Source organism: Rhizobium sp. Leaf384 (genome assembly GCF_001424065.1).
Taxonomy (GTDB): Bacteria; Pseudomonadota; Alphaproteobacteria; order Rhizobiales; family Rhizobiaceae; genus Ferranicluibacter.
On record NZ_LMQE01000005.1, the window covers coordinates 826,869 to 839,912 of the forward strand.

Annotated in this window: 14 protein-coding genes; 7 read left to right on the plus strand and 7 right to left on the minus strand. The window is 65.7% G+C overall.

Going from position 1 to position 13,044, the window contains the following annotated elements; genetic code table 11:
- Positions 1–553 precede the first annotated feature (553 nt).
- Positions 554–766 carry a cold-shock protein gene (locus ASG25_RS12235; RefSeq protein WP_062473876.1) on the plus strand — a complete coding sequence of 71 codons (213 nt, stop codon included), beginning with the start codon at positions 554–556 and terminating at the stop codon, positions 764–766.
- Positions 767–1,062: 296 nt separating this feature from the next.
- Here the strand turns inward: ASG25_RS12235 and dusA are convergent, their stop codons facing one another.
- Both dusA and ASG25_RS12245 read right to left on the minus strand, forming a co-directional pair.
- Entirely contained in the window at positions 1,063–2,280 is a 1,218-nt protein-coding gene (gene dusA, locus ASG25_RS12240) for a tRNA dihydrouridine(20/20a) synthase DusA (protein ID WP_062473878.1), read from the minus strand.
- A 422-nt stretch (positions 2,281–2,702) separates the two neighbouring features.
- Positions 2,703–2,945 carry a hypothetical protein gene (locus ASG25_RS12245; RefSeq protein WP_062473879.1) on the minus strand — a complete coding sequence of 81 codons (243 nt, stop codon included), beginning with the start codon at positions 2,943–2,945 and terminating at the stop codon, positions 2,703–2,705.
- 365 nt (positions 2,946–3,310) lie between these two features.
- Between ASG25_RS12245 and ASG25_RS12250 the strand changes: the two genes are divergently transcribed.
- From ASG25_RS12250 to ASG25_RS12260, 3 genes are all read left to right on the plus strand, one after another.
- Positions 3,311–3,514, plus strand: coding sequence for a hypothetical protein (locus tag ASG25_RS12250; RefSeq protein ID WP_062473881.1), 204 nt, complete (start codon positions 3,311–3,313; stop codon positions 3,512–3,514).
- 345 nt (positions 3,515–3,859) lie between these two features.
- Positions 3,860–4,546, plus strand: coding sequence for a fumarylacetoacetate hydrolase family protein (locus tag ASG25_RS12255; RefSeq protein WP_062473883.1), 687 nt, complete (start codon positions 3,860–3,862; stop codon positions 4,544–4,546).
- Positions 4,547–4,656: 110 nt separating this feature from the next.
- Positions 4,657–5,193, plus strand: coding sequence for a gamma carbonic anhydrase family protein (locus ASG25_RS12260; RefSeq protein ID WP_062473885.1), 537 nt, complete (start codon positions 4,657–4,659; stop codon positions 5,191–5,193).
- Between the two features lie 66 nt (positions 5,194–5,259).
- Here the strand turns inward: ASG25_RS12260 and ASG25_RS12265 are convergent, their stop codons facing one another.
- Genes ASG25_RS12265 through ASG25_RS12275 form a run of 3 tightly spaced genes read right to left on the minus strand, consistent with a single transcriptional unit; the run spans position 5,260 to position 7,512 of the window.
- Positions 5,260–5,661 carry a Fur family transcriptional regulator gene (locus ASG25_RS12265; RefSeq protein ID WP_062473887.1) on the minus strand — a complete coding sequence of 134 codons (402 nt, stop codon included), beginning with the start codon at positions 5,659–5,661 and terminating at the stop codon, positions 5,260–5,262.
- Positions 5,661–6,491 (minus strand): iron chelate uptake ABC transporter family permease subunit, encoded by an 831-nt coding sequence (locus ASG25_RS12270; RefSeq protein WP_062473889.1) that lies wholly within the window; start codon positions 6,489–6,491, stop codon positions 5,661–5,663. Before ASG25_RS12270 ends, ASG25_RS12265 begins: the two co-directional genes overlap by 1 nt.
- Positions 6,484–7,512, minus strand: a complete 1,029-nt coding sequence (locus tag ASG25_RS12275; protein ID WP_082480103.1) for a metal ABC transporter ATP-binding protein — start codon at positions 7,510–7,512, stop codon at positions 6,484–6,486. The genes ASG25_RS12270 and ASG25_RS12275 overlap by 8 nt, the downstream gene beginning before the upstream one ends.
- A 147-nt stretch (positions 7,513–7,659) precedes the next feature.
- Here ASG25_RS12275 and ASG25_RS12280 point away from each other — a divergent pair, with 147 nt between their 5' ends.
- Positions 7,660–8,643: a zinc ABC transporter substrate-binding protein gene (locus ASG25_RS12280; RefSeq protein ID WP_062473891.1), complete on the plus strand. Its 984-nt coding sequence runs from the start codon at positions 7,660–7,662 to the stop codon at positions 8,641–8,643.
- 77 nt (positions 8,644–8,720) lie between these two features.
- On the opposite strand, the gene ASG25_RS12285 is transcribed toward ASG25_RS12280, so the two are convergent.
- Positions 8,721–9,056, minus strand: a complete 336-nt coding sequence (locus ASG25_RS12285) for an RcnB family protein (RefSeq protein WP_062473893.1) — start codon at positions 9,054–9,056, stop codon at positions 8,721–8,723.
- Positions 9,057–9,393: 337 nt separating this feature from the next.
- On the opposite strand from ASG25_RS12285, the gene ASG25_RS12290 reads away from it, so the two are divergent.
- Positions 9,394–9,978, plus strand: a complete 585-nt coding sequence (locus ASG25_RS12290; protein WP_062474564.1) for a TRAP transporter small permease subunit — start codon at positions 9,394–9,396, stop codon at positions 9,976–9,978.
- Positions 9,975–11,726 carry a TRAP transporter large permease subunit gene (locus ASG25_RS12295; protein ID WP_062473895.1) on the plus strand — a complete coding sequence of 584 codons (1,752 nt, stop codon included), beginning with the start codon at positions 9,975–9,977 and terminating at the stop codon, positions 11,724–11,726. The genes ASG25_RS12290 and ASG25_RS12295 overlap by 4 nt, the downstream gene beginning before the upstream one ends.
- A gap of 138 nt (positions 11,727–11,864) precedes the next feature.
- Here the strand turns inward: ASG25_RS12295 and ASG25_RS12300 are convergent, their stop codons facing one another.
- Positions 11,865–12,971, minus strand: a complete 1,107-nt coding sequence (locus ASG25_RS12300; RefSeq protein WP_062473896.1) for a TRAP transporter substrate-binding protein — start codon at positions 12,969–12,971, stop codon at positions 11,865–11,867.
- Between the last annotated feature and the right edge of the window lie 73 nt (positions 12,972–13,044).

Below are 13,044 nucleotides of genomic sequence, written 5' to 3' on the forward strand. Positions count from 1 at the left end.
GCCTTGCCGCCGGTCGTTCCGGTCTCGGCTGCTTCGTGTCAGCCGGTCGATGTCGGCACCCTTGCAGTACCCGCCCCGGCCTCCGGCATCAACCCTTGGCGCGCACGAGACGCCCTTGCACACATGCAAACCCGCAGCCCGCACGCATGCGCCGCGGTGCACCGCTTCGGGACACTCGGTCACGCATCCGACGAAAATGTGGAGGCCCGGCCTTTTTCTCCGTTCGGTCCCCGCGGATCCCAGCGGAGACCCGCTTGCCAAGGCGCGTATTTGCTGGCAGAAATATACCGTTCGGGCTGTTCATCCCGGAGACTGGACTGATGTGGTTGTGCCGCTCGGCGGCGTTCCGGTGGGGTATCTGCTGTGGACACAGCCGAACGGCAGCATGGGGCGGATGGCCGGCCACGGCCTTGCGGCTCCCATGGGCGTAGACGTTCTTTGCTCCCGTACGTGACATCCAGACCGCGTGCCCTGTTCCGGCACGCACGACCGCCCGCCTCCCCGGCACCGGGGGTGCGGTTACCACAACAAGGGAAGACCAGAGGACATCCCCATGGCCACCAAAGGCACCGTAAAATTCTTCAACCAGGACAAGGGTTTTGGTTTCATCACGCCGGAAGGCGGCGCGAAGGACGTTTTCGTCCACATCTCCGCTCTCCAGGCTGCCGGCCTGCAGACCCTGAAGGACGGCCAGCAGGTCACCTTCGACACCGAGCCGGATCGCATGGGCAAGGGCCCGAAGGCCGTCAACATCAGCGCTGCCTGATCCGCCGCTGACGACATTCCGGAAACGGCGCCCTTGTGGCGCCGTTTCTGTTGGTGGGCCTCATCGTCCGCCAGAGCGCCGGGCCTTGCAACGAACGCCGAGAAAAACCGCGCCCGCCGCCTCCCCGCCTGCAGGACCGGCGCTAGACTGGCCCCTCCCGCCGCAGAGACCGGCGAAACCCCGGATGTCGCCCGGCGCCTTTCAAGACATCCTCATGCAGGTCGCCCGAACGTGTGCAGCGGTTTCGGGAACGACATGCATCAAAACAAGACCTGACCCGTTCGAACCGGCGGCAATCACGCGGCAGCGTCGCCCGCCCCGGCGTCCGCGCGGGCCCCCGCCCCGTCGAGCACGGCGGCGAAGGCGGCAAGGATCACCTCCGGCCCCGCCCCGGCCCGCGTCGCATCCGACGACAGGATCTGCCGGAACCGCCGCGCGCCCGGCCATCCCTGGAACAGGCCGACCATGTGCCGCGTCACATGCACGAGCCGCCCGCCGGCCGCGATATGTCCGGCGGCATAGGCCATCATCGCATCGCGCACGCCGTACCAGAGGTCCTGCGACATGCGGTGCCCCGCCTCGGTGATGTCCGCCGGATCGACGGCGACCGGCGCCGCGCCGGTCAAGGGATGCGGAAAGGCGCCGTCCACGCAGGTCAGCAGCGCGCTATCATGATAGGCGGCCCGGCCGAGCATCACGCCGTCGAGCGGCCGGGACGCGTCGGCAAGCAGAGGAGCGGCAGGAAGAGGGGCGGCAGGCAGAGGAGCGGCAAGCAGAGGAGCGGCGAGAAGATGGGGCGTATCGACAGGATGAAGCTGCCGCAGGGCATCGCCCAGCGTGTGCAGTCCGCCATTGAGGCCGATGAAGAGATCGGGGTTCTCCGCCTTGATCCGGTGCACCAGCCCGTAGTCGAGCGGCGGGATCTCGCGGTTTTCTTTCGGCGAGAGGCCCTGCAGCCAGGCCTTGCGCGCATGCACCCACACGCCGTCCACGCCGGCTGCCCGCACTTGCTCCAAGAGCGCGCGCAGCGCGATCTCCGGCTCCTGGTCGTCGACGCCGATCCGGCATTTCACCGTCACCGGCAGCGCGACCTGCGCCTTCATCGCCGCCACGCAGTCGGCCACCACCGCGGGCTCCCGCATCAGGCAGGCCCCGAAGGTGCCGGACTGGACGCGGTCGGAGGGACAGCCGACATTCATGTTGATCTCGCAATAGCCGAAATCCGCCCCGATCCGCGCCGCCTGCGCCAGCTTGTCCGGATCATTGCCGCCCAGCTGCAGCGCCACGGGCGTATCGGCGACCGGACAGGCCAGCAACCGCGCCCGATCCCCCCGCAAAACCGCATCGGCCACGATCATCTCGGTATACAGCAGCGCATGCGCCGAAAGCTGCCGCGCAAGATACCGATAATGCCGATCCGTCCAGTCGATCATCGGGGCCACGGCGAAGACGGGGCCGGTGTAGGGACGCGTGCCAGTGTGGGTCTTGAAGTGGGTGTCTGCGATGTCCGTCATCCTGTCGTCTCGTCGCTCAAGAGGAATCGGCCGGCGAAGGCTCGCGGGCTAAAAACCGGCGCGGCGCGGCCTGTCGGGGATGCCTGCCTGCCTCCGCTCATTCCCAGCATGCCGGTCCGTCCGGGCACGGGTTGTGGGCGTCGTCATAAACCCCCAGCTGATCCTCGCCAAGGCCCGGCCTTCCGAAAAGGCGCGCCGGACGGGATCGCATCGGCGGCGGCAAGGCGCATCAAAAAAGCCTGCCGCGGGAGGAGGTGCGGCAGGCTTTCTGAAAGGATCCTGGGTCGGGAGGAGATGACCCGGATCGACCGAAGCACCTGGGAGGAGGAGGAGCGCTTCGGTAACCATCAAGATAATGCTGCATTGCAGCAAAAACAAGATGGGTAGAGAGATTTTCAGGCTGTATTAAAACCGAACCCGCGTCAGAACCAGGAGCGGTCGTGCCAGCTGTCTCTCTGGTCTCCGGCGCCCAGAACGTAGCCGGCCAGAAACGCGACCGCGCCAACCAGCAGCAGCGCGGTGCCGGTCGCCGCCCGGTGGTCCTGCGCCGTCGCCGCCACGGCCCCGGCTTCGCGTTGCACGGCAGAAGTCGCGCGCTTGACCTGCGCCTTCATCGTGGTCTTGTCTTCGAGTTCGCCGGTAAATCCTGTCTTGATATCGGACATTTTCCTGCTCCGGGTAGGTGAGAGACAAGGAAGAAAGATAACCAGAAGGAAATTTGTTCCGCACCGCCAGAAAAAACGTCACATTTTGGCATTATGTTTTTGCAGTGCAGTAAAACGGGTCGAAATTTTCTTTACAGGCCTGCCTTATTTTCTGCGTCCCGCATTTTTCGCTGGTTGTAGCACGGACTTTCTGGCAAGCTCATGGTGAGGTGCCTCATAAAAACCTGCTTCGCAGACCGAAATGCCTGAGTCGCGCGAAATCGGCGCGTGAACAACGGCCGCCGCGCAGGACGGCCTACTTGACGACCCACGGGATGACAGGCCGCACGAACACGCATTGCACGAAAGAGGCAAGGGAGAGAGACATGGTCGAGGAAAATCTGTACCGCATCGTAGAAGTGAGCGTAAAGCGTGGTGCCGATCGGCGCGATGTCGGCATCATGACGGTGCGCCAGGCCCTGGCTCTCCCGGATGTGCCGAGCCTCGAATACACCGATCCGGACCGCAAGACCCGCAGCGGCGGCCCCTTCATCACCCGCGCCCAGCTCCAGGCCTATGCCTGCCGCTGAGGCCGCTGTCGGCATAGACATCCGGCACGTTCGCTAGGTTTCGCCATCCGCACCGTCCCGAGCCGGGAGGATCGAGCCCGTGCGCCTGAAGCCGAGCGTCCGGCGGCCCGCGGTCCCGAGCGTCGTCCGCCCGTCGGGAACACGTGCCGACACCAACCTTCTCCCGACACCAGCCTTCACCGGGCAACATGTTGTCCTCGCAGGATGGCCTTCCCTGCAAACGGATCGTGGCGGCAGACGGATGGCAGCGGCAAATGTCCCCGGCGGCAAAATGGGTCCGTCGTCTTCCCCGCGCCCGTTCCCCGGTGCTATCCTCTCGCTGTCGTCACCAGCATCCGGAATGCCATGAACACCGTCATCACCGCCGCTCCGCCCGTCATCCTGCCCGTTTCGGGAAGCGAGGCCGGTTTCCCCGTTCGTCGCGTCTATTGCGTCGGCCGCAACTATGCCCTCCACGCGATCGAGATGGGGCATGACCCCACGCGCGAGCCGCCCTTCTTCTTCCAGAAAAATCCGGAAAACCTTCGTCTCCCGGCGTCGGGCTTTCCCTATCCCGCACGCTCGAACGATGTGCATCACGAGGTCGAGCTGGTCGTGGCGCTGAAGTCCGGCGGCACGGATATCGATCCGGCCGCCGCAATGGACTGCGTCTGGGGCTATGCGGTCGGCATCGATTTCACCCGCCGCGATCTGCAGGCGGACGCCAAGAGCAAGGGCCAGCCATGGGCGGCCGCCAAGGCGTTCGAGCACTCCGGCCCGGTCTCGCCGCTCGTGCCGGCGGAACAGGGCGTGGATCCGGCCCGCGGCCGCATTCACCTCAGCGTCAACGGTGCCATCCGGCAGGATGGCGATCTCGCGCAGATGACGTGGAAGATCCCGGAAATCATCGCGGAGCTTTCCAAGCTGTTCGAGCTGGCCGCCGGCGACGTCATCCTCACCGGCACGCCGGCCGGCGTCGGCGCTGTCGAGCGCGGCGATGTCGTCACCTGCGGCATCGACGGGATCGGCGATCTCACCGTCACCGTCGTCTGACGCAGAATGGGCGGGCGCGGCAGCACCGCTTCGCCCGCCCTCACCCGGCACGACGTCAACGCAGCATGACATCGACCCCGCACGCCCTTACCCCTGCTCCTGGAGCCCCCATGCCTCTCTATGCTCTCGGCACCCTGCGCCCCACCTGCCCGGCCCCCGATCGCTACTGGATCGCGCCGGACGCCCATGTCGTGGGACATGTCGTGCTCGGCGCGGATGTCGGCATCTGGTTCGGCGCGGTGCTGCGGGCCGACAACGAACCGATCACGATCGGCGCGCGCAGCAACATCCAGGAGGGCGCCGTCGTCCATGTCGATACCGGCTTCCCGGTCACCATCGGCGAAGGCTGCACCATTGGCCATCGCGCCATCGTCCATGGCTGCACCATCGGCGACAACAGCCTGGTCGGCATGGGCGCAACCATCCTCAATGGCGCGGTCATCGGCAGCAATTGCCTCGTCGGGGCCAATGCGCTCGTCACCGAGGGCAAGGTCTTCCCGGACAATTCGCTGATCGTCGGCGCTCCGGCGCGGGTGCTGCGCACGCTGGACGACGCGGCCATTGCCGGCCTGCGCGCCTCGGCCGAAAGCTATGTGCGCAACGCCAGAGCCTTTTCGGCGACGCTGACGCGCATCGACGAGGCCTGAGCGCTGGTCAGACCAGGTCAGGTCGATCAGGCCAGATCAGGCCAGATCGGGTCATGCCGGGCGAGGTTACGCCGCGGTGCAGTTGCCGCAGTGCCCGCGCATCTCGATCGTCGTCTTCTCCGTGGTAAAGTGCCGCTTGAGCGCCAGATGTGCCAGACGGTCCTCGATCTCCGGGTCGCTGATCTCGCTCACCTGCCCGCAATCCTCGCAGATCGCAAAGGCGATCACGCCCTTCTCCGGCCCGTGATCGTGCGGGTGGGTGCAGGCGACGAAGGCGTTGAGGCTCTCCAGCCGATGCACGATGCCGAATTCCGTCAGCTTCTCCAGGGCCCGGTAGACCTGCAGCGGGGCCCGGAACCCGTGGTCGCGCAGCTTGTCGAGAATCGTATAGGCGCTGAGCGGCGCTTCGGCGTGGGTCAGCGTCTCCAGCACGAGCGCCTGGTTGCGCGTCAGCTTGCGTGGCTCCATCAGTGATGTCCTCCCGGCGGTGAAAAGGGCGTGCCCTCCCGGCCGCGCTTGCCGATCGGCAGCAGGCTGAGGACGAAGATGACGAGGGCCGCGACCACGATCGACGGGCCGGACGGCGTGTCGAAATGCAGCGAGCCGAACAGCCCGCCGACGACCGACACCGCGCCGATCAGCGAGGCGAACACGGCCATGATCTCGGGCGAGGCCGCAAAGCGGCGCGCCGTGGCGGCGGGAATAATGAGCAGCGAGGTGATGAGCAGGATGCCGACGATCTTCATGGCGATCGCGATGACCAGCGCCATCAGGAGCATGAAGAGCAGACGCGAGCGCTCGGGATTGAGCCCCTCGGCCTCGGCGATCTCCGGATTGACGGTCGAGGCGAGCAGCGGCCGCCAGAGCATGACCAGCGCCATCAGCACGAGAATGCCGCCGCCCCAGACGAGGTCGATATCCGCCTCGGACACGGCGAGGATGTCCCCGAACAGGAAGCCGACGAGATCAATCCGCACCCAGGTCATGAAGGCGACGATGACGAGACCGATCGACAGCGAGGAATGCGAGAGAATGCCGAGCAGGGCATCGGTCGACAGCCCGCCGCGCTTCTGCAGCGCGAGCAGGAGCAGCGACACCATCGCCGCCACGAGGAACACGCTGACCATGAGGTTGAGGTCGAGCAGCAGCGACAGGGCCACGCCGAGCAGCGCGGAATGCGCCATGGTGTCCCCGAAATAAGCCATGCGCCGCCAGACGACGAAACAGCCGAGCGGCCCGACCGTGATGGCAAGACCGACGCCGGCGATGAGGGCGCGAATGAAGAAATCGTCAAGCACGGTCGCGCTTCCCCGGTTCGAGTCGCTTCAGGCGGACCTGGCTGTGGCCGCATCCGCAGTTTTCGTCATGCACGTGGGCCGCGGCGGCCGTATCCTGTGCCCGGTCGCTTCCCGGGGGGTGGCTTCCCGGATGGTGGCTTCCGGGATGGTGGTCGCCCGCATGGTGACCGTCCTCCGGGTGGCAATGGTCCGTCAGGCTTCCGTCCGCATGCAGGACGCGACCGTCGGGAAGATGGGTGTGGTCATGATCGTGATTGTAGACGGCCAGCGTCTGCGCGGCCTTCACGCCGAAGAGGCGCTGATATTCGGGGCTCTGGCTCACCGCCTGCGGCGTGCCGCGGCAGCAGACATGGCCGTTGAGGCAGATCACGGTATCCGTCTCCGCCATGACGACGTGCAGGTCGTGGGAGATCAGCAGGATGCCGCAGCCGGTTCTGTCGCGAATCGTCTTGATCAGATCGTAGAGCGCGATCTCGCCGGAGAAGTCGACGCCCTGGACCGGTTCGTCCAGCACCAGGAGATCCGGGCGACGCGCGATCGCCCGTGCGAGCAGCGCCCGCTGGAATTCGCCGCCGGAGAGATGCTGCACCTCCGCCCGCGCGAGGTGCAGAATGCCGGTGGACGACAGGGCCTCCGCGATCTCGGCGCTTTTCAGCGGCCCCGTCAGCGTCATCAGCCGCTCCACGGTCAGCGGCAGCGTCCAGTCGATCGCGAGTTTCTGCGGGACGTAGCCGACCTTCAGGCCGCCCGCCTTCTCGACACGGCCCTCATCGGGCTTCAGCACGCCGATCGCCGTCTTGGCGGTGGTGGATTTGCCCGAGCCGTTCGGGCCGATCAAGGTGACGATCTCGCCCCGCGACACGGAAAAATCGACGCCCCGCACCAGCCAGCGCCCGCTGCGGCGGATGCCGACCTCCCGCAGCGTCACCAGCGCGGCACCGGGAGACCGCGCAGGCGTTGCGCGTGGGGCCACCGGGCCCGGCAAAGGGGCGGTCTGCAGTCGAGCGTCGATTTCGGACATCGGAAATTTCCCGGAGAACCCTGTTGCCAGCGGCTATGCCACACGTTATAGCATAACGCAATTGATGTAATAACATTACATTGAGAATGCAATGCCGGCATAGCCTTTTCCGGTCGTCGGCCCGGCAGAACCCTACAGGAGCCTCCCATGTCCCCTCGCGCCTCGCTGATCCTCGCCGCCACCGCCTTTCTGGCGGCCGGGACGGCCCATGCACAGACACCCGACGTCGTGGTGTCGATCAAGCCGATCCACTCGCTCGTCGCCGCCATCATGCAGGGTGTCGGCGAACCCGCGCTGATCGTGGAAGGCGCCGCCTCCCCCCATACCTACAACATGAAGCCCTCCAATGCCGCCGCGCTCCAGAACGCGAAGATCGTCTTCTGGATGGGCGAAGGCATGGAGCATTTCCTGACGAAACCTCTGGAAACGCTGGGATCGAAGGCAACCATCGTGGCGCTGGAAGACGCGCCGGGCGTCGAAAAGCTGCCGCAGCGTGAAGGCGGCCCGTTCGAGGCGGACGACGATGGCGACGAGGCCGAAGCCGCGCCGGCCGAGGCTGCCGGTGGCCACGCAGCGACGGATGCTGATGCCCATGCCCATGACGATGGCGAGTTCGACATGCATTCCTGGCTCGACCCGCGCAATGCCAAGGCCATGGCCGCCGAGATCGAGACGGTTCTGTCGAAGACCGATCCCGACCATGCCGCGGCCTACCGCGCCAACCGCGAGACGCTCGACGCGCGGATCGACGCGCTGGATCGTGCGATCGCCGCCACGGTGGCCCCGGTCAAGGACCGCCCCTTCGTCGTCTTCCACGATGCCTATCAGTATTTCGAAAAGCGCTACGGCGTCGCCATCGCCGGCTCGATCACGGTCAGCCCGGAAACAGCGCCCGGGGCCCAGCGCCTGAAGGAAATTCACGCGAAGATCGAAACGCTCGGCGCCACCTGCGTCTTTGCCGAGCCGCAGTTCGAGCCGAAGCTCGTCAATGTCGTCCTGGAAGGCACCAACGCCAAATCCGGAACGCTGGACCCGGAAGCCGGCACGCTGACCGCGGGCCCCGATCTCTACTTCCAGCTGATGAACGGCATCGCCCAGTCGCTGGCAAGCTGCCTGTCGCAGCAGGGCTGACGGGCGCACGCACGCGGCGTGATACCGCGGAGAAACAGGCTGCGGCCCCCTGTTCGGGGGCCGCAGCGAGACGCATGTCAGCGGGCGGAGGAAAGGCCGACGATGACGCCGGTGGCGACGCTGATCAGCAGGAAATCATTGTCGACCTTGACCCAGCGCTGGCCGCGCGGCGGCGCGCTCAGGCGGTAGCGGCGATAGTCGCGGATCTCGGCGGTCCGGCGGCGCTCGGCCGGCGACAGGCGATGTCCGCGGGCCCAGCGGGTCTTGCGCACGACGGTCTTCTTGATCGTCGTGGTCGAGTGCCGTTCGACCGTCCGCCCCCGGGCGCCGTCATGCCGGTCCTGCGGCGCAGCGAAGGCGCCCGGCGCGGCGAGGAAGGATGTGGCGAGAAGAGCGATGATGAAACGTTTCATGACTGCGTGTCCTTGTGTTGCGAGACAGCCGGAAACTAGGGTCGGGATGATGAACGGCAAATGAAGATGCGCATTACATTTCTGTAATCATATCAGAACATTATAAGACGATCATGATCTTCCGCGGCAATTCGGCGCGGGGCGCAGGCGCCATCCGTCGCGCCGGAGATGCCGCGCCGCACGCGCCCGGGCGGGTCTTCGACTTTGGTCGCATCGCTGCGCCGCGCAGGCCCAAACGGTGCGCAAAACCGTCCATGGCGCTTGAAAGCACGGCCGAAATCGGCACTGTGGCGACATGGAGAGCCGCTGGGGAGCGCGGCCGGAGGGGGAGTTCGACATGAGATCACTGCTGGGCCTCAGCCGCCTGATAGACGCGACGACGGAGTTCATCGGCAAGTCCGTGACCTGGCTCATTCTCGTCGCCGTGCTCGTCAGCGCCGGCAACGCGGTGATCCGCAAGACCTTCAACATGTCGTCCAACGCCTGGCTCGAGGCGCAGTGGTACCTGTTCGGCGCCGCCTTCATGCTGGCCGCCGCCTACACGCTGAAGCAGAACGAGCACATCCGCATCGACGTCGTCTACGGCAATTTCTCCCGCCGGGTTCAGCACTGGATCGACCTTCTCGGCCACCTCCTGTTCCTCATGCCCTTCGTCCTCGTGATGATCGTCTATCTCGTGCCCTATGTCCGGATGAGCTACACCTCCGGCGAGGTCTCCTCGAGCGCCGGCGGTCTCATCCTCTGGCCAGCCAAGGCCATCCTGCTCGCGGGCTTCGTCCTGCTCGCCTTCCAGGGCGTCTCCGAAATCATCAAGAAGATCGCCATCATGCGCGGCGTCATCGACGATCCCGCGCCCTACGTGCCGACGCATGCACCGCTGGAAACTGCCGTGCCGAACACCGATCAGGAGGTCCGCCCGTGATCGAGTTCATTGCCGAGAACCTCGCCCCCATCATGTTCCTGTCGCTGATCATCTTCATGCTGATCGGTTATCCCGTTGCCTTCTCGCTGGCTGCGAACGGCCTCCTGTTCTTCGTCATCGGCGTCGAGCTCGCGCCCTTCTCCGACAGCATCAACCTCTCCTGGCCGCTGCTCAACGCGCTGCCGGATCGGTTCTGGGGGGTGATGTCGAACGACACGCTGCTCGCCATTCCCTTCTTCACCTTCATGGGCATCGTGCTCGAGAAGTCCGGCATGGCCGAGGACCTGCTCGACACGATCGGCCAGTTGTTCGGCCCGGTGCGCGGCGGGCTTGCCTATGCCGTCATCTTCGTCGGCGCGCTCCTGGCCGCCACCACCGGCGTCGTCGCGGCCTCCGTCATCGCCATGGGCCTGATCTCGCTGCCGATCATGCTGCGCTACGGGTACGATCGCCGGGTCGCCTCGGGCGTCATCGCCGCGTCTGGAACGCTCGCGCAGATCATCCCGCCCTCGCTGGTCCTCATCGTCCTTGCCGACCAGCTCGGCCGCTCCGTCGGCGACATGTATGCCGGGGCCCTCATTCCGGGCCTCGTCCTCACCGGGCTCTACATGGGCTATATCCTGCTGGTGTCGTTCCTGAAGCGCGACGCCATGCCGGCGCTGCCGCTCGAAGCCCGCACACTCGGCTCCGGCGTCACCTCGCTCATCGTCGCGCTCGTCGTGGCCTTCGCCTTCGCCTATGCCGCGCATGTCATGCTCTCGCCGACCTACGGGCCGGATGCTGACATCCTCGGCGGAACCTGCGGCGTGGCCTTCATCTACGTCGTCGCCATCATCGACCGCGCGACCGGGCTCAACATGATGTCGCGCCTTGCCCAGCAGGTCATCATCGTCCTCATCCCGCCGCTGGCGCTGATCTTCCTGGTCCTCGGCACCATCTTCCTCGGCATCGCCACACCGACCGAAGGCGGGGCCATGGGCGCCGTCGGCGCGCTCATCATGGCCGGCGCCAAGGGCCGCCTGTCGATGGAGGTCATCCGCTCGGCCCTCACCGCCACGACCCGGCTCTCGGCCTTCGTGCTCTTCATCCTCATCGGCGCCCGCGTCTTCTCGCTCACCTTCTACGGCGTCAACGGCCACATCTGGGTCGAACATCTCCTGACCGCCATGCCGGGCGGCGAGACCGGCTTCCTGATCGCGGTCAACGCGCTCGTCTTCTTCCTCGCCTTCTTCCTCGATTTCTTCGAGCTGGCCTTCATCATCGTGCCGCTCTTGGCCCCGGCCGCCGACAAGCTCGGCATCGACCTGATCTGGTTCGGGGTGCTGCTCGGCATCAACATGCAGACGAGCTTCATGCATCCGCCCTTCGGCTTTGCGCTGTTCTACCTGCGCTCGGTCGCGCCGAAGATCCCCTATCTCGACCGGATCACCGGCAAGCTGACCCCGCCTGTGACGACCGGACAGATCTATTGGGGGGCCGTCCCCTTCGTCTTCATCCAGATCCTGATGGTCGCCCTGACGATCATGTTTCCGCAGATGGTCATGCACTACAAGGGCAATGGCGCGGTTGTGGATCCGAACACGATCAAGATCGAGGTTCCCGGCTTCGGCAATAGCGGCGGCGGCCTGAGCCTCCCCGGCGGCCTGCAGCTGCCCGCCGGCAACCCGCTCGACGGCGCGAAACCCGCAGACCCCGCCGGCGCTCCGCCGCCCATGAACGATCTGAGCGCACCGCCCTCCTTCAAGTAGCGGCGGCCGCATCACCATGACGAAGAAACGGCCGGGTCATCCCCGGCCGTTTTTTACAAGGGTATTATCAAACGAAAACCGCCGGAGCCCGTGTCTGACATCGGGCTCCGGCGGCGGTCGTCGACAGGGTGGATGGGATCAGAGCTTGCCGTTGCGCTGCTGGATCATCATGAACGTGTCGTAGTTGTATTCCGCGATCTGCGCATTGAGATAGAACTCCGACCGGAAGGCCTTGATCGATCCCCAGATCTTCTTGAACGTCGGGTTCGTCGCTTCCATGTCGGCATAGACCTTGCTGGAGGCGTCGAAGCAGGCGGACAGGATCTCCGCGCTGAACGGGCTGAGCTTGGCGCCGGAGGCGACAAGCCGCTTGATCGCGGCCGGGTTCAGGTAGTCGTACTTCTGCAGCATGTTGGCGTCCGCCGCCTGGCAGGCCGTGCGCAGCAGCGACTGGTAGGCCTTGGGCAGGCCGTCGAAGGCCGTCTTGTTGAACATGGCGTGGACGGTCGGGCCGCCTTCCCACCAGCCGGGATAGTAGTAGTAGGGCGCGACCTTGTAGAAGCCGAGCTTCTCGTCGTCATAGGGACCGACCCATTCGGCTGCGTCGATCGTGCCCTTTTCGAGCGAGGGATAGATATCGCCGCCGGCGATCTGCTGCGGCACGACGCCGAGCGTCTGCATGACCTTGCCGGCAAAGCCGCCGACGCGCATCTTCAGGCCCTGAAGGTCGGCCACCGTCTTGATTTCCTTGCGGAACCAGCCGCCCATCTGAACGCCGGTATTGCCGCCGGGATAGGCGACCAGACCCTGCGGCGCCAGGAATTCGTTGAACATGTCGATGCCGCCGCCGTGATACTGCCAGGCATTGTGTCCACGGGCATTGAGCGCGAAGGGAACGGCCGCGCCCAGCGCCCAGACCGGATCCTTGCCCCAGTAGTAGTAGGAAACAGTGTGGCAGGCCTCGACCGTGCCGGAGGATGCGGCATCGGCGGCCTGCAGGCCCGGCACGATTTCGCCCGCGGCAAAGACCTGGATCTTGAAGTTGCCGTCCGTCGCGTCGGACACATATTTCGAGATCACCTCGGCGCCGCCATAGATCGTGTCGAGCGATTTCGGAAAGGACGACGTCAGCCGCCAGGAGACCTTGGGCATGGTCTGCGCGATGGCCGGCGCCGACAGCACGGTTGCAGCGGCTGCCCCGGCGCCACCGATCCCTGCGCGACGAATAAATGAACGACGATCCATGTCCTGTCTCTCCTCCTGTCGCAGTCAGCCGGTAGAATGCCGGCTGTCCTCCCTGCGGGCGCCCTGTGAAGCA